This window comes from Streptomyces sp. NPDC048825 (assembly GCF_043198355.1).
GTDB classification, from domain to species: Bacteria; Actinomycetota; Actinomycetes; order Streptomycetales; family Streptomycetaceae; genus Streptomyces; species Streptomyces xiangluensis.
Genome location: NZ_JBICUR010000003.1, coordinates 429828 through 449645 on the forward strand (window position 1 = coordinate 429828; position 19818 = coordinate 449645).

Genomic DNA, 19818 nt, shown 5'->3' on the forward strand with positions numbered 1-19818 from the left:
TATGAACAACTCGGTTACGAACACTGCCCGGTTGCTGGGGGCGGGGCTGCGGGCGCTGCTCGTACTGACGCTGGTGTGCGGTGTGCTGTACCCGCTGGCCGTCACCGGTGTCGCCCAGGTGCTGTTCAACAACAAGGCGAACGGCTCGGAGATCAAGGCGGACGGCAAGGTCGTCGGCTCCTCGCTCATCGGCCAGCAGGGCTACAGCCTGGACTACTTCCAGCCGCGTCCGGCCAACGGGCTGGGCACCAACAGCGTCAACACCCAGTACAAGCTGATCCTGTCCGGCGCGACCAACCGCGCCGGTGACAACTCCGAACTCATCAAGTGGGTCCGGGAGGCCAAGGCCAAGGTCGTCAAGGACAACTCGACGGCGGACTACAAGGTGCGGCCCTCCCAGGTCCCCGCCGACGCGGTCACCTCCTCCGGCTCGGGCCTCGACCCGGACATCTCCCCGGCGTACGCGGACCTCCAGGTCCACCGAGTCGCCGAGCGGAACGCGCTGTCCGCCGCCCAGGTCCAGAAGCTGGTGGACGAGCACAGTGAAGGCCGCACCCTCGGGTTCATGGGCGAGCCCCGCGTCAACGTCCTCGAACTCAACATCGCGCTCAAGGAACTCGTGTCGAAGAGCTGACCCCCGACGGGAAAGCCCTCGATATACGCGAGGCTGTCCGAGGCACACCGCCGCGGTGCTTACGTTGCCGGCGGCGCCGGTGGGGGGCGACGGCTGAGGCGGACGTTTCAGCTGTCGTTACGCCGTAGCAGGGTCGGTGCTGCGACCCGTGCCCTCGGCGGAGGACCGGGCGTGGGGCGGGACGGAGCGCGAGCTGCCCGGGGTGTGCGACGCCGCTTCGGGAACCGCTGCCACCTCAGCAGCCGTCGGCTTGCGGAGCAGTAGCAGCGCCGCGTCGTCGTGCAGGTCGCCGCCCACGTGGGCGAGCAGTTCGTCGTGGAGGGCTGTGAGGGTGCGGGCCGGGTTGTCGGTCAGGTGCCGTTCCAGGCCTTTGGCCAGGGGGTAGAAGTCGCGGTTGTGGTCGCGGGCCTCCGTGACGCCGTCTGTGTAGAGCAGCAGTTGGTCTCCGTCCGTGAAGGGCAGGACCTGGAGGGCGGGGGCCTCGCCGGTGAGGGCTCGCAGGCCCAGGGGCGGGGTCGGGTGCGTGGGGTCGACCGGGGCCACGTCGCCGTCGCGTACCAGCAGCGGAGGTGCGTGGCCGCAGTTGACCACCTCAAGGCGGCCTTCGCGGGGGTAACCGGCGACGACGACGGTGACGAAGTCGTCGGAACCCAGGTTGCGCGCCAGGCTCCGCTCGATCCTGTCGACGACGGTGAGGAGATCGGGTTCGTCGTAGGCGGCCTCGCGGAAGATGCCGACCACGAGGGCGGCGGTTCCCACGGCCGGCAGGCCCTTGCCTCGCACGTCGCCGACGATCAGGCGCACCCCGTACGGCGTCGGCACCAGCGCGTAGAGGTCGCCGCCGATACGGGCCTCTGCCGCCGCGGCGCTGTAGCGGACGGCCGTCTGGAACGGGCCGACCGTCGCCGGTACGGGCTTGAGCAGCGCGTGCTGGGCGGCCTCCGCCACCGAGCGGACGGCTGCGAGCACCTTCTCCCGGCGCCCGCGCAGCGCGCTGGCCAGGGCGCTCGCCAAGGTGACGGCCGCCAGGGCGGACAGCACGACGACCAGCTCATGCCACGGCACACCGTCACGGATGCCGAGTGCGGTGCCCAGGACCACGGCGAGGAGCCCGACCCCCAGGACGCCGGACGGCCCGTTGGTGGTGGCGGCCAGCGCCGGCCCGGTGGCCAGCAGCGGCAGCCAGATCATCCCCGAACCGCCGACGAGATCGACGAGCACGATGACGGAGACGACCAGCACGGGCAGTACCGCCGAACTCGCTGCCACGTGCGTGGCGGCGCGTAGCCGGGCCCTCGCCCCGGGACTGGCCACTCGGTTACTGAACCGCCGTATCGGCCAGTGGTAGTGGTCGCCACCGTGGTGTCGGGCCTGAGTCATGTGGTGTCCGCAGTCCTCACCTGTCGCGGGGAGCGCCCCCTGATATGTCTGATTAATCCAGGAAACGGGTTCGATGGGGGTCGCCGCAAGGAGCGCGATTTCAGATGGTGAACAAAGGCTCCCCGGTCTCCCCGGTCACTTGGTGAGCGAAAGACTCCTGGTCACACGGCTCGCGGTCGGGATCAGCCGCGCCCGGATCTCCTCGAGCCGGGACAGCCGGTCCTTCGGCAGCGAGACGCCGAGTGAGCCGAGCGTGTTCCCGCTGTAGACCGGCACCGCGACACAGACCGTGCCGAGTGAGTACTCCTCCAGGTCCGTTACGGCCGGGGCCACGGGCGAGGAGTCGACGCGCCGGAGCAGTTCCGGAGGGCTGGTGATGGTACGGGGCGTGAGGTCGGACAGGGTGTGCCGGGACAGATACTCCTTGCGGGACTCGTCGTCCAGCTCCCGCAGCACGGACTTGCCCAGCGCGGTGGCGTGCCCGGCGTCCTCGAAGCCCACCCAGAGATCGACCCGGGGCGCCCGGGGACCGTCGACGATCTCGGCGACCCGGATCTCGCCGTCCTCGTAGAAGGTGAGGTAGGCGGCGGTCGAGAACTCGTCCCGCAGCGCCGCGAGGGTCGGACGGATCCGGCTGAGCAGCGCCTGCCCGCGGCCCGCGGTGTGCAGCGACTGCAGCTTGTCGCCCAGGATGAAGCCGCCGTCGTCCAGCTTCCGTACGTATCCGTCGTGGACCAGAGTCCGCAGCAGGTGGTAGGCGGTGGCCAGCGGCAGCTCCGTCTCCCGCGCCAACTGCTTCGCCGGCGCCCCGTTCTCATGCGTACTCACAGCCTCCAACAGCCGCAGCGCCCGCTGCACGGAGCCGATGAGCGTGGGGCCCTCACCACCAGCCATAGGAACAGCGTGCGCCTGGCACACGGCATGGGCAACACACGGGCGCGCCCCATAGGGGCGCGGGGCTGTATCGGTTTGCGGCTCCGCCGCGTGGGCGCGACCAGCCACAACGGACCGTCAGCCGAGGTACGACCCGGGGGGCCTGGGGGCACAGCCCCCAGTTACGGGAAGGGGCGGGCCTGGGGAAAGGAAACCCCACGCCCGCCCACCCGCGGCGCCTACAGAGGAGCCACCACGTCCTCGGTGTCCTTGCGTCGGGACCGTTCCCGCACGAACGAGATCGCGATCACGATCGCGGCCACAAGCACCGACAGCAGCACCTGGCTCCGCCCGCCGCCCTCCTTCTCGTCGGTGAGCATGTAGAGGAGCACGAACGAGATCATCCCGATCGTCGCCCACGTCAGATACGGGAACAGCCACATCCGTACGACGAGCTTCTCGGGGCTCTCGCGCAGGATGATCCCCCGCATCTTCAGCTGCGAGAAGCAGATGACCAGCCATACGAAGAGCGCGACCGCACCGGAGGAGTTCAGCAGGAACTGGAACACCGTGTCCGGCCACAGGTAGTTGAACGCGACCGCCACGAAGCCGAAGACCACGGACGCCAGGATCGCGGTCTGCGGAACGCCTCGCGTGTTGGTCTTGACGAAGGACTGCGGAGCGTCACCGCGCTGGCCGAGGGAGAAGGCCATCCGGGAGGCGGTGTAGAGGCCGGAGTTGAGACAGGACAGCACGGCGGTCAGCACGATGAAGTTCATGATCTGGCCGGCGTGCGGGATGCCGATCGCGTCGAGGGCGGCGACGTACGAGCCCTTCTCGGCGATCGAGGGGTCGTTCCACGGCAGCAGGGCGACCACGACGAGGATCGAGCCGACGTAGAAGACACCCACCCGCCAGATCACGCTCCGGGTGGCCTTGGCGACCGCCCGCTGCGCGTCCGGGGACTCGGCGGCGGCGAGGGTGACTATCTCGCTGCCCATGAAGGAGAAGACGACCAGCAGGATGCCGGTGAGAATCGCGCCGGGTCCCTCCGGCAGGAAGCCCCCGTGCGCGGTGAGGTTGCCGAATCCCGTGTCGGCGTCGGAGCCGGGCAGCAGACCGAAGATGGCCAGCCCGCCGAGCACGATGAAGCCCGAGATGGCGACGACCTTGATGCCCGCGAACCAGAACTCGAACTCGCCGAAGGAGCCCACCGAGGCCAGGTTCGTGGCGGTCAGCACCACCATCACGATCAGTGCCCAGGCCCACTGCGGTACGGCCGGCACCCAGCTCTCCAGGATCACCGCACCGGCGGTCGCCTCGACCGCGAGCACGACGACCCAGAAGAACCAGTACAGCCAGCCGATCGAGAACCCGGCCCAGCGGCCGAGCGCCCGGTCCGCGTAGGCGGAGAAGGACCCGGAGGACGGGTTGGCCGCGGCCATCTCACCGAGCATGCGCATCACGAAGACGACGAGGGCGCCGACCAGCGCGTACGACAGGAGAATGCCGGGTCCGGCGGCGGTGATACCGGAGGCGGAGCCCACGAAGAGCCCGGCGCCGATCACACCGCCGATGGCGATCATGGACAGGTGGCGGTTCTTGAGACCGGCCTTCAGACCGTCCTGCTCCGGAGGCTGACCGCTGGCGGGTGGAGCGGTGTCAGGGGCCAGAGGTTCAGGGGGACGTGTAGTCATGTCGACATCCAGTGATTGGTTGGGAGTGCCGTGCGGGGCGTGGCTGTCCGGAACGCCGGGTCGCCTGGATGGCGGGGGAGGGGCGGGCCGGGCTGCGCCGTGGGGCATGCGCAGGGGAGAGCGGTCAGGGCACTGACGATTCCCGTAAGCGTTCACGGTGCGGTTCGCGGTATCCGGATGGCGTGCTGGTGAGTTGGTCGTCACCAGCACGTCCGCGATTCGCTCCGTCTCCTCGTGGGAGGTGGGCCGCATCACTTGCGGAAATGGATTTGCGCAAGCGTATGGGGGGTCATGGGGCTACGTGTTTGTGAAGGCTGAACAAACTCGCCGTTGATGGTTGTACGACCGGCCAATGCGGAACCGGCCTCAGGCCCTGGGCAGCAGCGGCCCCAGGCCCTTGGCGGCAGCGGCCTCAGGCGGTGGGCGGCAGCCTCAGCTGGAGCATGGCCAGCAGCCGCTGATCAGGGCGGCTGAGATCGAGACCGGTCAGCTCCTCGGCCCGGCGCAGGCGGTAGCGCAGCGTGTTGGGGTGCACATGGAGCTGCGCGGCGGCGGCCCTTACGTCACCGAAGGAGTTCAGGTACGTCAGGAGGGTCTCGGCGAGCCGGCCCTGGTGCCGGCTGTCGTGCGCGACCAGAGCGGTCAGCCGTGGATCCCGTATCTCGGGGTGCGCGGAGAGCAGCGTCAGCATCTCGCTGACCAGTACTTCCGCCTGGATGTCGGGCAGCGCGGCGACCGCGGCGGACACCCCGGCGCTCACCATGGCGTCGAGGATGCGGTCGGCCTCCCGGCGCGACTCGGGTACGGCCCCGAGCCCCGGCACCACGCAGCCGACCGAGCCGCGCAACGGCAGCCCCAGGTGGCGGCGCGCCGCGTCGGTGATCTCCAGGGCCCAGCCGCGCAGGGTGTCCGTGTCGATGCTGCGGGGCAGCTGCGGCAGGAGCACGTAGATACGGGAGTCGACCTGCGTGACCAGGGAACTGCGGTGCCGGGCGGCGATGTGCACGGAGACCAGGTTGGTGACCTCGGTGTGGGCCAGCTCCGGTGCGGAGACGGTGTCCCCGTCCTCGTACGCCTCCGTCGTCCCGTACGAGAAGCCCAGCACGGCGGCCGGGCGGGCCGGGTCGAAACCCAGGTGGGTGGCCAGCGGCTGCGGTCCGGTGCTGCCGTCCAGGAGTCCGGCCAGGAGGGTCCGGGTGAGCGTCACGTCGTCCGAGAGTTCCCGGCGGCGGCGTACGAGATGGAGGGCGGCGACGCGGGCGGCGCCCAGCAGCGCCTGGCGTGAGCGTTCGGACAGCGGGGTCGAGCTCTCCTGCACCCAGATGGTGCCCAGCTGCCGGTCCCCGGAGCGGATGGCCACCGCGAGCCGGCGGCGGATGCCCAGCTCGGCGTGGCTGTCTATGGCGATCACTTCGTCGCTGGAGTGCAGGTGCTGGAACACGCCCCACTCGCGCAGCTTCGCCAGATACGCCTCGGGTCCCTGCCACCCGAGGATGGAACGTCGCCGCAGGTCGTCGGCCTCGTCGGAGTCGGTGGTACGGGAGTACGCCAGTACGCGGTTCGCGGCGTCCTCGATGCTGACGATGCCGCTGGTCAGGATGGCGGTGGTCTGGGCGAGCGAGAACAGGTCGCCCTCCTCGGCGCCCGCGCCGGGGTCGTCCGGCGGGGCGTCGTCCAGGGCGGCGCGGGCCAGTGCGCTGACCTGTTCCCAGCGGGCGTCGCCACGCAGTGAGAGCAGGGCGACTCCGGCCTCGGTGGCGGTCTCGCTGAGGCCCGTGGCCTGGGCGTGGGCGTCGAGCTTGACCACGACGGCGGTGGCCCCGTCGCGGCCGGCGGCCCGTAGTGCGGGGAAGGCGGCCCTTCCGCGGGAGCCGATTGCGAGGACCAGGTCGCCGGGCTGGGCGGTTGGGGGGTCCTCCGGGTCGAGCAGGGCGACGCCGTTGATCTCGACGTCCAGGCCGGCGGGGGCGGCCTGGACCTCCAGCAGCGAGTCGCCCAGCGCCATGACGAGCTGGCGCAGGGTGATGGTCGCGGCCGGGTCCATTCGGTATTCACCTCTTCTGGGTTCGTTGTCGGGTGCGGGTTGCCTCCGGCGGTTGGGCGGTTGGGTTCGTTGTCGGGTGCGGGTTGCCTCCGGCGGTTGGGCGGTTGGGTTCGTTGTCGGGTGCGGGTTGAGTGTGGCTGGTCGCGCAGTTCCCCGCGCCCCTGGGTGGGTGGTGGGTGCGGGGCCGTGGGCCGGTGCGTCAGCCCGTCGCAGGGTGGGCATACGGCCCTTTGCTGATACAGGGGGCGGGTTTCCTGAGACAGAACCTACGCGACGGGCATACGACGCACCGGCCCACGTCCCCTCCCGCCGGTGGGCAAGTGCGAGTTCGCGGTGGCTGACGGCTCCGGGAGCGCCCCGCAGGGGCGCGGGGAACTGCGCGACAAGCCACAACGGATTCGCAGTCGTCCATGAACCGAACCCACCCGCCCGGTAGGCGCCCCCGTCCAGGGCCGGAAGGCCCTGATCCGGGCCCGGCCTTGGGGCCGGAGTTCCCTGCCCCGGGGGCCGGTGGTCCTCGCTTCGGGCGCCGGGCACTGTTACCCGGCGAAACGGCCCTCTCCGCTTGCTATACAGGATCAGCGGACGCCAAGTCCGCGATAACGCAGCTGAGTTCACCTCAGCTTCGCTACCCCTCGTTCCCCCTGTCCCGTTGCTGGGAGGCTTCATGCTGTCCGCAGAGTCCGCCGCCGTCATACGGGCCACCCTTCCCGTGGTGGCCGAGTCGCTCGACGAGATCACCACCCGCTTCTACGGCGCGATGTTCCGCGACCGGCCCGAACTGCTCGACGGCATGTTCAACCGGGGCAACCAGGCCAGCGGGGCCCAGCGCCGCGCCCTGGCCGGTTCCATCGCGGGCTTCGCGACCGCGCTCCTCGCGGATCCCGAGGCCCGGCCGGACGCGCTGCTGGCGCGGATCGCCCACAAGCACACCGCGGTCGGGGTCACCGAGGACCAGTACGTGATCGTGCACAAGTATCTGTTCGGCGCGATCGCCGAGGTGCTGGGCGACGCGGTCACCCCCGAGGTGGCCGCCGCGTGGGACGAGGTGTACTGGCTGATGGCCGGTGCCCTCATCGCCCGCGAGGCGCTGCTGTACCAGGAGGCGGGTGTACGGCCGGGAGAGATCTGGCGGCAGTGGACGGTCGTCGAACGCCACGAGGAGACGGCAGACGTGGCCTCCTTCCTGCTCCGCCCCGCCGACGGCGAGCCGGCTCCCCGGGCCCGCGCGGGCCAGTACGTCAGCGTCCGGGTGCGCATGCCGGACGGAGTGCGCCAGCTGCGCCAGTACAGCCTGTCCTCCGACCCGGGCGGCGACCTGCGCCGTATCACCGTCAAGCGGGTCGCGGGCGACGACGGCTCTCCGGACGGCGAGGTCTCCACGCTCCTGCACCAGCGGATACGGCCCGGCGACGAACTCACCCTCTCCGCGCCGTTCGGCGACGTGGTGCTCGACGAGGACGACACCCCGGTCGTCCTGGTCTCCGCGGGCATCGGCTGCACCCCGATGGTGGGCATGCTCGACCGGCTCACGGCGACCGGCTCCGAGCGGCCCGTACTGGTCCTGCACGCCGACCACTCCCCGGCCGAGCACGCACTGCGCGCTCAGACGCGGTCGCTGGCCGCCCGGCTGCCGCGGGCGAGCACCCGCTTCTGGTACGAGCAGCCCGGCCCCGGCAGCACGGCCCCCGGTGACGGTTTCGGCCTCATGGACCTCGCCGGAGTCGACATCCCGGCCGACGCCACGGTCTATCTGTGCGGCCCGCTGCCGTTCATGCGCTCCGTACGCACCCAGCTGCTACGTGCCGGAGTCCCCGCCCGCAACATCCGTTACGAGGTCTTCGGCCCGGACCTGTGGCTGCCGGGCACGGAGGAGGCTGCCGAAACAGCCGACGCAGCCTGAGCACCATCCGCCTTTGGAGCGGCTTCTAGAGGCGGATGACGACCAGGGCCGTGTCGTCGGTGCTGCCGGTGGACGGGAGCAGGTCCGCCAGGAGGGCGTCGGCCAGGGGCTCGGGGTCGGCTTGGCAGTGGCGGGTGAGGGAATCCGCGAGGCGGGCCAAGCCGACGTCGATGTCCTCGTGTCGGCGTTCGACCAGGCCGTCGGTGTACAGGGCCAGGATGGCGCCGTCGAAGAAGGGCACGCGTGCCTCAGGGCGGGGAACGGGTTCGGGGCGGGCGCCGAGCGGCGGGTCGGTGGCCTGGTCGAGGAAGGACACGGTGCCGTCGGGGTGGAGCAGGGCGGGCGGAGGGTGGCCGGCGCAGCTGTAGGTGATGGTGTGGCTGTTCCAGTCGATGAAGGTCGTCACGACGGTGGTCGACTCGGCGCCTTCGACGAAGCGGGCGTACAGGCCGAGGGCCTTCAGTGCCTGGGCCGGGCCGTCGGCCACGCGGGTGGCCGCGCTCAGCGCGCTGCGCAGCTGTCCCATGACGCAGGCGGCCGTGAGGCCGTGGCCGACGACGTCGCCGACGGCGACCGCGAGGCTGTCGCCGGGCAGCTCGACCAGGTCGTACCAGTCGCCGCATACGTTGAGGGCGCCGATGGCGGGCCGATAGCGTACGGCCGCCCGGTGGTGCGGGAGCGGGCTGGGCGCGGGCAGCATCGCCGCCTGCAGGGCCAGCGCGACCTCGCGTTCGCGGGCATGGGCCTGGCGCAGGCGTTCGTTGACTTCCTGCAGTTCATGGGCGCGGGTGTAAAGCTCGGCCTCCAGCACACGGGCTCGGCTGTCGCTGCCTGTGCCCCCGCGGGCGCGGATGAGTTCGGTGACCTCCTCCACCCGGTGCACGATCAGCACCACCTGCCCGTCAGAGTCGAGGACGGGCGCGTTGACCGGGCTCCAGTACCGCTCCTGCCAGTGGCCGGGCCGCTGGGGATCCTCGACGTCGTAGCGTTGCAGCGCCATGGTGTCGCGCTCGCCGGTGGCCACCGCGCGCAGCATCGACGCCTTGACGTCACGCATGCCGGTCGCTGCCGGGTCGTTCGGGTTGTCGGGAAAGACGTCGAAGATATAGCGGCCCAGCAGCTGCTCACGGGTGCGCCCGGACAGTCGCACGAAGTCGTCGTTGGCGTCGGCGTACACAAGGTCCGGGGTGAGCAGCGCCACCATGCCGGGGAGAGCCTGGAAGACCGCCGCGTAGTCGATCTGCGGTTCCCTCATGAGCTGCCCGCCTCGGCGCCGACCGTTCAGTGTGCTTCCACGATAGAAGCGAACAGTGCGGGCGGCCCGGTCGCGGCGTCGGACGGTTCCGGCGGTCCCGGTACACCTGCCGGATTCCGGTGCGCTGCAGCGCCCCTTCAGGGGCGGGTCTTCGCCCGCACCCACCGCCCCGATGTCGTCCTCATGGACATCCGCATGCCCGGCACGGACGGCCTGGCCGCCACCGCAACCATCTGCGACGACCCCGAACTGGCGGCCACGCGGGTCCTGATCCTCACCATGTTCGAGACCGACGAGTACGTCGCCAAGGCACTGCGCGTCGGCGCCAGCGGCTTCCTCGGCAAGTACGTCACCACCGACACCCTCCTCGCCGGCATCCGCACCGTGGCCTCCGGCGAAGCCCTCCTCTCACCCGGCGCCACCCGAGCCCTCATCACCCGCTTCCTCACCGCACCCGAACCCGGCGCCCTCCTGGCACCCGCGGAACGCCTGAACGACCTCACCCCGCGCGAGCGGGAAGTCACCGCCCTCGCGGCCGAAGGCAAGTCCAACGACGAGATCGCGGAGAAACTCGTCCTGAGCGTGCTGACCGTCCGCTCCCACATCCAGCGCGCCCTGACCAAGCTCGGTGCCCGCGACCGCGCCCAACTCGTCGTCATCGCCTACCAGACGGGCCTTGTACGTCCCGAATCACCCAGGTTCTGACGCAGGTTGACGGTCTGACGGTCTGATGGTCCAAGGCGGGGACCGGTCCCGGGAACGGCGCCTTAGGGTGCGCGTCGGCCCGAATCGAACTCCCCGACCGTGAGGAACCCTCCATGCCCAGCACTCGGACCCTCGTACTGGCGGGCATCACCGCGGCAGTCTCGACGGCCGCGTTCGCGCTGTCCGCGCAGGCCGACACGCCGCCCTCGTACAAGCCGGTGGCAGCCCGGTGCGCGTACCCGTCGGAGGTCCTCGACCTGACGAACTGGAAGCTGACCCTGCCCACCGGCGAGGACGAGGACCCCACCGAGATCACTCAGCCCGAGCTGGCGCGCTTCTCCGCCGATCCCTGGTTCCAGGCCGGCACCGCCTGTGACGCGGTCCGGTTCCGGGCTGCCGTCAACGGTGTGACGACGGGGGGCTCCAGCTACCCGCGCGCCGAGTTGCGTGAGATGACCGACGGCGGCAAGGACGAGGCCGAGTGGTCCACCACGGACGGCACCCACACCCTCGTGGTCACCGAGGCGTTCATGGCGCTGCCCGAGGAGAAGCCGCACCTGGTCGGCGCGCAGGTCCACGGCGGGGACGACGACGTCACGGTCTTCCGTCTGGAAGGCAGCAGGCTCTACGTGACCGAGGGCGACGACCGCCACCACCGCCTCGTCACCGACGACTACGAGCTGGGCACCGAGTTCGAGGCCAAATTCGTGGCGCAGGACGGGGAGATCGACGTGTACTACAACGGCGAGCTGCAGACCACGATCGAGCACGACGGCGACACCAACTACTTCAAGGCAGGCGCCTACACCCAGGCCAACTGCGACAACTCCGACCCGTGTGGCAAGGGGAACTACGGCGAGGTCCGCATCTCCGCCATCGAGGTCACCCACTCCTGACGGCCGGACAGGGCGGTTGGCCGGTCCTGCCGCTGCTCAGGCCGTCTTCTCCGGGGCGATGTCCTTGATCAGTCCCTCGACCAGGGTCTTGATCTCGTCCCGGATGGGCCGTACGGCATCGACGCCCTGGCCCGCCGGGTCCTCGAGCTCCCAGTCCAGGTACCGCTTGCCGGGGAAGACCGGGCAGCTGTCGCCGCAGCCCATGGTGATGCAGACGTCCGACTCCTTGACCGCGTCGACGGTGAGCATCTTGGGGACCTCGGCGGAGATGTCGATGCCGGCCTCGCGCATGGCCTCGACGGCGGCCGGGTTGACGTCGGTGCCCGGGTTGGAGCCCGCGGAGCGGACCTCGACACGGTCCCCGGCCAGGTGGGTCAGCCATGCGGCGGCCATCTGGGAACGGCCGGCGTTGTGGACACAGACGAAGAGCACGGAGGGCTTGTCGGACATCAGCAGGTCTCTCTTGTCTCACGTCGACATCAGGCGCGCATGACGTCAGCACCCGGTGATGTCAGCCACCACTGATGTGACAGTATCAGCCCATGATGACGTCAGTCGACACTGACCTGATCCGGGTGCTGGCCGACCCGCTCAGGCTCCGGATCGTGGCCCTGCTCGCCAAAGAGGTGCTGTGCACCACCCACCTCGTGGAGGAGACCGGTGCCCGGCAGACCAACCTCTCCAACCACCTGAGAGTGCTGCGCGAGGCCGGGGTCGTCGAGACGGAGCCCTGCGGCCGGTTCACCTACTACCGGCTCAAGCCCGACGTCGTCGCTGAGCTCGCCGGTCAGTTCGCCGACCTGGCCGAGTCCGCTCGCACCGCCGCCGAGAACAAGAGGGCCTGCCCGTGATCCCCGCCGAAGCCGCCCCGACCTCGGAGGCCGCGATGCCCGCTGCCGAACCCGGCTCCGTCGCGCCCGCGCCGGGTGCCACTCCGGCGCGCAACCCCTTGGTCTCCCGGGCCGCCGCCGAACTCGTGGGTACGGCGCTGCTGGTGGCGGTGGTGGTCGGCTCCGGCATCCAGGCCACGGATCTGACCGATGACGTCGGCCTGCAACTGCTGGCCAACTCCACGGCCACCGTCTTCGGCCTCGGCATCCTGATCCTCCTGCTGGGCCCGGTCTCGGGCGCACACTTCAACCCGGTGGTCACGCTGGCGGAGTGGTGGACGGCCAGACACGGCGGCGCCGGTGTCACTTTGCGCGAGGCGGCCGTGTACGTGCCCGCGCAGATCGTCGGCGCGATCGCGGGCGCGATCCTGGCGGACGCGATGTTCGGCGAGCCACTGGTGAAGTGGTCCACGCACGACCGCTCGGCCGGCCACCTGCTGCTCGGTGAGGTCGTCGCCACGGCGGGTCTGATCCTGCTGATCTTCGGACTGGCCCGCGCCGACCGGCTGCGGTACGCACCCGTGGCCGTCGCCTCCTACATCGGCGCCGCGTACTGGTTCACCTCGTCGACGTCCTTCGCCAACCCGGCGGTGACGATCGGCCGCGCCTTCACCGACACCTTCGCGGGCATCGCGCCCGGCTCGGTCGCGGGCTTCATCGGCGTGCAATTCGTCGGCGCCGTGGTCGGCCTGGCACTGGTGGCCCTCATCTTCATGCCCGGACGGTCCGTGCCCGGACGATCGGCCGAATGAGCCGCAGAACGCGGGTTGGGTGGGGTCAGGCCGCGGGGGCGGCCGCGGTCAGCATCTGCCCCATCGCGGCCACCACCGACGGCTCCACCCGGTAGTACACCCAGGTACCGCGGCGCTCGGAGGAGAGCAGACCGGCCTCCTTGAGCTTCTTCAGGTGGTGGGAGACGGTCGGCTGGGAGACACCGACGTCGGAGATGTCGCACACGCACGCCTCGCCGCCCTCGTGCGAGGCGACCAGGGAGAACAGGCGCAGGCGGACCGGGTCACCGAGTGCCTTGAACATCGCGGCGGTCCGCTCGGCCTCCTCGGCCGTCAGCGGCCGCTCGGTGAGCGGCGGGCAGCACGGCACGACACCCTCGTCGACCTCGGGTTCCAGCAGCGGCAGCGCTTTGATGTTCGACATGCGTCTATGTTGACATACGTCGAACCAGGGCTCCCCGTGCAGGGGCGTGGGGCTGTGACGTTCGCGGCTCCGCTGCGGGGTGCGCTCGGCCGCGACGGACCCGCACCTCCAGCCGGCTGCCGGTGGACCGCCTGGGGTTCTAATTTCGATGAACGTCTATGTTGACGCTTATCGAATCAGGTGCCATGCTGGGAGCGTAATGGATCGACACTTATCGAAATAAGGGGACCCCGTGGTTGCGTCCACCAGCAACGCGCCAAGCACCGACCAGCTGCCCGTCGTGGTCATCGGTGCCGGACCCATCGGCCTGGCCGCCGCCGCCCACCTCGTCGAGCGCGGCATCGAACCCCTCGTCCTGGAAGCCGGCCCCGCTGCGGGCAGTGCCGTACGGGAGTGGTCGCACGTCCGGCTGTTCTCCACCTGGGGCGAGCTCGTCGACCCGGCGGCCGAAAAGCTGCTCGCCCCGACCGGCTGGGTCCGCCCCGACGCCTCGGCCTACCCGACCGGCGGCGACTGGGCCGAGCGCTACCTCCAGCCCCTTGCCGACGTCCTGGGTGACAAGGTTCGCTGCGGCGCCACGGTGACCGGCGTCGCCCGGGCCGGCCGGGACCGGATCGTCGACGCGGGCCGCGACGAGCAGCCGTACACGGTGCACGTCCGGTTCGCCGACGGCGCCGAGGAGCGGCTCACCGCCCGCGCCGTCGTCGACGCCTCCGGCACCTGGACCGTCCCGAGCCCCGTCGGCGCGAACGGCCTGCCCGCCCTCGGCGAGAAGGCGTCCGCCGACCGCATCTCCTACCGTGTTCCGGACCTGAAGGACCCGGCCGTACGCGACCGTTATGCGGGCAGGCGCACGGCCGTCGTCGGTTCCGGTGCCTCCGCCTTCACCGCCCTCGCCCTCCTCGCCGACCTGGCCGGGGAGGAGGAGGGGACGCACGCGGTGTGGATCCTGCGACGGGGCATCAGCGCGAGCACGTACGGCGGCGGCGAGGCCGACGAACTCCCCGCTCGCGGCGCCCTCGGTCTGCGCGCCAAGGCCGCCGTCGAGGCCGGCCACGCGAGCGCGGTCACGGGATTCCGTACGCAGGCCGTGGAGCGGGAGGACGACCGGCTCGTCCTTGTCGCCGAGGACGGCCGCCGTCTCGACCCGGTCGACGAGGTGATCGTCCTGACCGGCTTCCGCCCGGACCTCTCCTTCCTCTCCGAGGTCCGCCTCGGCCTCGACGAACGCCTCCAGGCCCCGACAGCGCTCGCCCCGCTGATCGACCCGAACGTCCACTCCTGCGGCACGGTCTACCCGCACGGCGTGCGCGAGCTCTCCCACCCGGACCAGGGCGTCTACCTGGTCGGGATGAAGTCGTACGGCCGTGCCCCCACGTTCCTCGCGATGACCGGCTACGAGCAGGTCCGCTCCATCGCGGCGGCGATCGCCGGCGACCAGGAGGCCGCCGAGCGTGTCGAGCTCACCCTCCCCGAGACCGGAGTGTGCGGCGGCGCGGGCCTCTTCGACGAGCCGGAGAACGCCGAACAGTCCGGCGGCGGCTGCTGCGCCGCCCCCACCACCCTCCAGATCGGCATCGGCGCACCGACCACCACCGCGTCCGGCGGCTGCTGAACTCCCCATCCACCCAAGGAGGTTCGCCATGACGTCCCGCGTACAGCTCGCCCTCCGCGTACCTGACCTCGCCGAATCCGTCGCGTTCTACACGAAGCTCTTCGGCACCGGGCCCGCCAAACTCCGCGACGGCTACGCCAACTTCGCCATCGCCGAGCCCCCACTCAAGCTCGTCCTCATCGAAGGCACCGCGGGCGAGGCGACCCGCATGGACCACCTCGGCGTCGAGGTCGACAACACCGAGGCGGTCCACGCCGCCACCGCCCGCCTGAGCGAGGCAGGCCTGGTCACCGACGAGGAGAACGACACCACCTGCTGCTACGCCCTCCAGGACAAGGTCTGGGTCCACGGCCCCGGCCAGGAACCCTGGGAGGTGTACGTCGTCAAGGCCGACGCGGGCTCCCTGGCCAAGCAGGTCAGGGACCGGCCTTGATCGTCTTCATCGGCAGGTGGGATTCGAGGCGAAGGACGGCGGGCGGGCCGCTGAGCCTGCCCATCACGAAGGCATCGTCCGCCCGGACGTCAGATCCCCGTCCGAGCCTCACGTGTCCGGTACCGGTACTCGCTCGGACTGACGCCGTGTTCCCTCTTGAACGCGGCGCTGAGCGCGAAGGCGCCCGCGAAGCCGACGCGGTCGGCCACCACGGCGAGGGTGGCGTCAGGTTCGCGCAGCAGGTCGGCGGCGAGGGCGAGGCGCCGTTCCCGTAGACACCAAGCGAAGGGTCAGCGGTTCAATAGTGCGGTCGCGTCCAGCACGTCGCCCTTCGCCGGGGCGCGTACATCCACTGGCTTGTCGAAGTCGCTGAAGGTGGTGGTGGTCCGGTAGTCGGCGCCTTTGTAGTCGACCTTGAGGAGGTACGGCTCGCCCTCGGTGGCGACATAGTGCGTGTAGGTGCCGCCCTTGTCCGCCTTGTCGGTCACCACCAACGGAATCGCCGGCCTGCCGTCGACCTTCGTCGGATCGCCCTTCGTCGCCTTGCCGAAGGAGCCGAACTCCCGGGTGCAGTTGGAGAGTCCGGCCTCCTCTGTTTCCAAGGCTGTCTCGGCGGCGGGGCTCTTGACCCAGCGCTTCTGTTCTCCCGTGCTGTTCCCGTTCTTGCCCGCCATCTTCAGGTAGGCGCGGTTCGGGCGGACATAGTCCGTGTCGCCGATCCGGATCTGTTCGAGGCGGGCGCCGTTGGTCCAGGTCCGACTGGACCTGCACATGCCCTTGAGGTCGGTCGTCAGACGGCTGGAGAAGCCTCCGCCGGTGGCCACGGTCGTGGTCTTGCTGTCCACGGTCACCGACTTGAGCGCGTTCATCGTGTCGTTCGCGTCGTCAAGCATCTGCTTGGCGGAGGGCTCCTCCGCGGTGGCGCCGTCTGAGCAGCCGGCCATGGCGGCGCCCACCACTAAGCAGCCAAGTGCGGCCGTCACAACAGCCGATTTCGTTCGCACAAGATCCCCCATACTTCGAGCCGATCATGCTACCGGAGCTGATCGCACACCCGTTCAGGCGCCCGTCGCGGAGAGCGCCTCCGTGGCAGATCTCCCTACATCTACCAGGGCGACGAACTCGGCCTGCCCCAAGTCGAGGACCTGCCCGAGTCCGTCCTCCAGGACCCCATGGGAACGCTCCGGTCACACCGACCGAGGCCACGACGGCTGCCGCGTCCCCCTTCCCTGGTCCGGGCATACCGCACCCTTCGGCTTCAGCCCCGAAGGCGCTTCCGCCGAACCCTGGCTGCCCCAGCCCGCGAACTGGAGCGAGCGAAGTGTGGAAGCACAGACCGGCGACGAGACCTCGATGCTGGAGCTGTATCGCACCGCCCTCCGCCTGCGCAGCGAGAGCTCCGCCCTCGGCGACGGCACCATGACCTGGCTCGACGCCCCCGCCGGAGTCCTCGCATTCCGCCGCGACCCAGGCTTCGCCTGCGTCGTCAACCATGCGCCAGGGCCCGTCCGGTGTCACTCCCCGCTGACCGGACGGGCCCTGGCCTGCATGGAAACGGACAGCACCGAACACTGTCCATAACTTCGGCTCGTAGAGCGAGCTCGCCCCGCCGGCTGCCCGGCTGGACGGAAGGAATGCCGGCTGGGCCCGCCGACTGGCCGGCAGACGGGCGGTCTCGGGCGGTTGGGCCTCTTCAGGCCGTATCACCCGTACCCTTCATGGTGTCTACGGCGTCACAAAGCGGGCGCCAAACACTGGAGGCAATACCTCGTGCTGATTGCTCAGCGTCCGTCTCTCACCGAAGAGGTCGTCGACGAGTTCCGTTCCCGGTTCGTGATCGAGCCGCTGGAGCCGGGCTTCGGTTACACCCTCGGCAACTCCCTGCGTCGTACGCTCCTGTCCTCGATCCCGGGTGCGGCGGTCACATCGATCCGCGTCGACGGTGTTCTCCACGAGTTCACCACCGTGCCGGGCGTCAAGGAGGACGTCACCGACCTGATCCTCAACATCAAGCAGCTGGTCGTGAGCAGTGAGCACGACGAGCCTGTGGTGATGTACCTGCGCAAGCAGGGGCCGGGTCTGGTCACCGCCGCCGACATCGCGCCGCCGGCCGGTGTCGAGGTGCACAACCCCGACCTCGTCCTGGCCACGCTCAACGGCAAGGGCAAACTGGAGATGGAGCTGACCGTCGAGCGCGGTCGCGGTTACGTCTCCGCCGTGCAGAACAAGCAGGTGGGCCAGGAGATCGGGCGTATTCCGGTCGACTCCATCTACTCGCCGGTGCTGAAGGTCACGTACAAGGTCGAGGCCACGCGTGTCGAGCAGCGCACCGACTTCGACAAGCTGATCGTCGACGTCGAGACCAAGCAGGCCATGCGTCCGCGTGACGCCATGGCGTCCGCCGGTAAGACGCTGGTGGAGCTGTTCGGTCTGGCCCGTGAGCTCAACATTGACGCCGAGGGCATCGACATGGGCCCGTCCCCCACGGACGCCGCCCTCGCCGCTGACCTGGTACTGCCGATCGAGGAGCTCGACCTCACCGTCCGTTCGTACAACTGCCTCAAGCGTGAGGGCGTCCACTCCGTGGGTGAGCTCGTCGCCCGCTCCGAGGCCGACCTCCTCGACATCCGCAACTTCGGCGCGAAGTCGATCGACGAGGTCAAGGCGAAGCTGGTCGGCATGGGCCTGGGCCTCAAGGACAGCCCGCCCGGATTCGACCCCACCGCCGCCGCCGATGCCTTCGGTGCGGACAACGACGCGGACGCGGGTTTCGTGGAGACCGAGCAGTACTGAACGCTGCGCTGCGCCGGGTCGCGAGGGAGCCGGGAAGGCAGAGGAGCCGGCGATGAGGAGATGGCACACCCGACGACGGCACCCGGTCGAGGACATGCCCCTGTCCTCGACCAGAGTTCAGGCGGCTCCCACAACAGCTACGCGGACGTGACCCGGTCGGCTGCCGGGGGGCGGCCGGTCGATGGTGGTGCAGTGCAAGCGGTACGCGCCGGGCGGCACTGCCGCGCGCCGCGCGATCCCTTTGGCACCCTGGGGCATTTCAAGGCAGACCTCACCCGCCCCCGGCGGGAGTCGTCGTGGCTCACCGTTCGAGGAGGCGCTGCCCCTCGTAAGGATCCGCCAGTGCCGGACCGCCGGGCTGCGATGAGTGAAAGGCCCAACCTGCACGACAGGGTCATGACGTTGCGTTGCGTGTGAGGCATCCCCGAGTGAACGAGATCGCCTCCGCAAGATCGAAGAGCTACTGCGCGAGTGCGAGTGACCGCGCGTGGGTAGCCCGTGAGCCGCGCTGGGCATTAGGCCCCTGGATCCGTCCGGGGGCCTTCGCCGTTCTTGGGGCTGACCTGGGCCGATGCTCTCAAGATCGTGTCCACAAATAGTCCGCGGACGTCGACATAGAGCCGCTCAGGGCTGCATACGGCTGCACACACGCGAAGACCCCGCACACAGCGAACTCGCTGGTCACGGGGTCTTTAGGCACCTCAGAAAGGGTGCCCCCGGCAGGATTCGAACCTGCGCACACGGCTCCGGAGGCCGTTGCTCTATCCCCTGAGCTACGGGGGCGTGTCGGGCGCGGTTTGTGCGGCGACGGGTAGAACCCTACCAGCTCTTTCGGGGGGTTCAGGAACCGGTTTTGGTGGGGGGAGACCGGTGGATGTGCGGGTCCACGGGCGGGTGGAAGTGGGGAAAAGCCGGACGCGGGCGGGGGTGCGGACCTACTCTCGAGTTGTGCCAGGCGCGTCGGGTCGGGTGCTTGTTGTGGACGACAACAAGGTCATCCGGCAGTTGATCAGGGTCAACCTCGAGCTGGAGGGTTTCGAGGTCGTGACCGCGGCTGACGGTGCCGAGTGTCTGGATGTCGTTCATCACGTGCGGCCCGATGTCATCACCCTGGACGTCGTGATGCCCCGGCTCGACGGGCTGCGGACCGCCTCCCGGCTTCGTGCCGATCCGCGGACCCGGAATCTGCCCCTCGCCGTCGTGAGCGCCTGTACGCAGTACGAGATCGAGGGCGGGCTCGATGTGGGGGTGGACGCCTTTCTGGCCAAGCCCTTTGAGCCGGCCGAACTCGTGCGGCTCGTACGGCAGTTGATGGAGCGGCGGGGTGGTGGAGCGTCCCTCGGGAGTCCGCTCGGGGCCCCGGGAGGCACGGGCGGGACCGAGTGCGCGGAGCGTGCGGGGAGCGCCGGCGGTTGAGGGGGAACTGAGAGGGAGGGGTGACGGTCCGGCCCCGCGGGTCGGCGCGCCACGGCCCCGTGCAGCTGAAGCCCCCGCCCCGTCCAGTCCGTATCCCCCGTCCGTATCTCCCGTCCACATCCCGGACCC

The 19818-nt window shown here is 70.0% G+C and carries 17 protein-coding genes, 1 tRNA gene and 3 pseudogenes; 11 read left to right on the plus strand and 10 right to left on the minus strand.

From position 1 onward, the window contains the following. Position 1 precedes the first annotated feature (1 nt). The gene (locus tag ACGFNK_RS10670) at positions 2–634 is read left to right on the plus strand and encodes a potassium-transporting ATPase subunit C (protein WP_393414040.1); all 633 of its coding nucleotides are present in this window, start codon (positions 2–4) and stop codon (positions 632–634) included. Between the two features lie 117 nt (positions 635–751). Here the strand turns inward: ACGFNK_RS10670 and ACGFNK_RS10675 are convergent, their stop codons facing one another. The 4 genes from ACGFNK_RS10675 to ACGFNK_RS10690 form a co-directional block, all read right to left on the minus strand. After that, complete coding sequence (locus ACGFNK_RS10675; RefSeq protein WP_393414043.1) at positions 752–2014, minus strand: PP2C family protein-serine/threonine phosphatase; 1263 nt, start codon at positions 2012–2014, stop codon at positions 752–754. 135 nt (positions 2015–2149) lie between these two features. After that, positions 2150–2908 (minus strand): IclR family transcriptional regulator, encoded by a 759-nt coding sequence (locus tag ACGFNK_RS10680; protein WP_393414046.1) that lies wholly within the window; start codon positions 2906–2908, stop codon positions 2150–2152. Positions 2909–3126: 218 nt separating this feature from the next. Continuing rightward, entirely contained in the window at positions 3127–4584 is a 1458-nt protein-coding gene (locus tag ACGFNK_RS10685; protein WP_386338942.1) for an amino acid permease, read from the minus strand. A 412-nt stretch (positions 4585–4996) separates the two neighbouring features. Beyond that, positions 4997–6628: a PucR family transcriptional regulator gene (locus ACGFNK_RS10690; protein ID WP_393414050.1), complete on the minus strand. Its 1632-nt coding sequence runs from the start codon at positions 6626–6628 to the stop codon at positions 4997–4999. A 667-nt stretch (positions 6629–7295) separates the two neighbouring features. On the opposite strand from ACGFNK_RS10690, the gene ACGFNK_RS10695 reads away from it, so the two are divergent. Beyond that, positions 7296–8531: a globin domain-containing protein gene (locus ACGFNK_RS10695; protein WP_393414053.1), complete on the plus strand. Its 1236-nt coding sequence runs from the start codon at positions 7296–7298 to the stop codon at positions 8529–8531. A 25-nt stretch (positions 8532–8556) separates the two neighbouring features. Here ACGFNK_RS10695 and ACGFNK_RS10700 read toward each other — a convergent pair whose 3' ends face one another. Next, on the minus strand, positions 8557–9786 hold the full coding sequence (locus tag ACGFNK_RS10700) for a PP2C family protein-serine/threonine phosphatase (RefSeq protein ID WP_393414056.1): 1230 nt from the start codon (positions 9784–9786) through the stop codon (positions 8557–8559). Positions 9787–9939: 153 nt separating this feature from the next. Here ACGFNK_RS10700 and ACGFNK_RS10705 point away from each other — a divergent pair. Both ACGFNK_RS10705 and ACGFNK_RS10710 read left to right on the plus strand, forming a co-directional pair. After that, a pseudogene (locus tag ACGFNK_RS10705) lies at positions 9940–10491 on the plus strand (LuxR C-terminal-related transcriptional regulator); the annotation flags it as partial. A 113-nt stretch (positions 10492–10604) separates the two neighbouring features. Then, on the plus strand, positions 10605–11387 hold the full coding sequence (locus tag ACGFNK_RS10710) for a polysaccharide lyase family 7 protein (RefSeq protein WP_393414059.1): 783 nt from the start codon (positions 10605–10607) through the stop codon (positions 11385–11387). 36 nt (positions 11388–11423) lie between these two features. On the opposite strand, the gene ACGFNK_RS10715 is transcribed toward ACGFNK_RS10710, so the two are convergent. Further along, the gene (locus tag ACGFNK_RS10715; RefSeq protein WP_393414062.1) at positions 11424–11837 is read right to left on the minus strand and encodes an arsenate reductase ArsC; all 414 of its coding nucleotides are present in this window, start codon (positions 11835–11837) and stop codon (positions 11424–11426) included. 92 nt (positions 11838–11929) lie between these two features. Here ACGFNK_RS10715 and ACGFNK_RS10720 point away from each other — a divergent pair, with 92 nt between their 5' ends. Both ACGFNK_RS10720 and ACGFNK_RS10725 read left to right on the plus strand, forming a co-directional pair. Further along, positions 11930–12238, plus strand: a complete 309-nt coding sequence (locus tag ACGFNK_RS10720) for an ArsR/SmtB family transcription factor (RefSeq protein WP_393414065.1) — start codon at positions 11930–11932, stop codon at positions 12236–12238. A gap of 35 nt (positions 12239–12273) precedes the next feature. Next, positions 12274–13029 (plus strand): aquaporin, encoded by a 756-nt coding sequence (locus tag ACGFNK_RS10725; protein WP_393414419.1) that lies wholly within the window; start codon positions 12274–12276, stop codon positions 13027–13029. Positions 13030–13054: 25 nt separating this feature from the next. On the opposite strand, the gene ACGFNK_RS10730 is transcribed toward ACGFNK_RS10725, so the two are convergent. Further along, entirely contained in the window at positions 13055–13432 is a 378-nt protein-coding gene (locus ACGFNK_RS10730; RefSeq protein WP_393414068.1) for an ArsR/SmtB family transcription factor, read from the minus strand. Positions 13433–13664: 232 nt separating this feature from the next. Between ACGFNK_RS10730 and ACGFNK_RS10735 the strand changes: the two genes are divergently transcribed. Both ACGFNK_RS10735 and ACGFNK_RS10740 read left to right on the plus strand, forming a co-directional pair. Continuing rightward, the gene (locus ACGFNK_RS10735) at positions 13665–15047 is read left to right on the plus strand and encodes an NAD(P)-binding domain-containing protein (RefSeq protein WP_393414071.1); all 1383 of its coding nucleotides are present in this window, start codon (positions 13665–13667) and stop codon (positions 15045–15047) included. Between the two features lie 28 nt (positions 15048–15075). Continuing rightward, positions 15076–15480 carry an ArsI/CadI family heavy metal resistance metalloenzyme gene (locus ACGFNK_RS10740; RefSeq protein ID WP_393414074.1) on the plus strand — a complete coding sequence of 135 codons (405 nt, stop codon included), beginning with the start codon at positions 15076–15078 and terminating at the stop codon, positions 15478–15480. Between the two features lie 89 nt (positions 15481–15569). On the opposite strand, the pseudogene ACGFNK_RS10745 reads toward ACGFNK_RS10740, so the two are convergent. Both ACGFNK_RS10745 and ACGFNK_RS10750 read right to left on the minus strand, forming a co-directional pair. Beyond that, positions 15570–15743: pseudogene (locus ACGFNK_RS10745) on the minus strand (helix-turn-helix domain-containing protein); the annotation flags it as partial. Positions 15744–15770: 27 nt separating this feature from the next. After that, complete coding sequence (locus tag ACGFNK_RS10750) at positions 15771–16424, minus strand: hypothetical protein (protein WP_393414077.1); 654 nt, start codon at positions 16422–16424, stop codon at positions 15771–15773. Between the two features lie 156 nt (positions 16425–16580). On the opposite strand from ACGFNK_RS10750, the pseudogene ACGFNK_RS10755 reads away from it, so the two are divergent. Beyond that, a pseudogene (locus ACGFNK_RS10755) lies at positions 16581–17061 on the plus strand (alpha-glucosidase); the annotation flags it as partial. Positions 17062–17250: 189 nt separating this feature from the next. Continuing rightward, positions 17251–18273, plus strand: coding sequence for a DNA-directed RNA polymerase subunit alpha (locus ACGFNK_RS10760; RefSeq protein WP_386338914.1), 1023 nt, complete (start codon positions 17251–17253; stop codon positions 18271–18273). Between the two features lie 711 nt (positions 18274–18984). Here ACGFNK_RS10760 and ACGFNK_RS10765 read toward each other — a convergent pair. After that, positions 18985–19056: transfer RNA gene (locus ACGFNK_RS10765), tRNA-Arg, on the minus strand. A 111-nt stretch (positions 19057–19167) separates the two neighbouring features. On the opposite strand from ACGFNK_RS10765, the gene ACGFNK_RS10770 reads away from it, so the two are divergent. Beyond that, positions 19168–19689 carry a response regulator gene (locus tag ACGFNK_RS10770; protein ID WP_393414422.1) on the plus strand — a complete coding sequence of 174 codons (522 nt, stop codon included), beginning with the start codon at positions 19168–19170 and terminating at the stop codon, positions 19687–19689. The last annotated feature ends 129 nt before the right edge of the window (positions 19690–19818 follow it).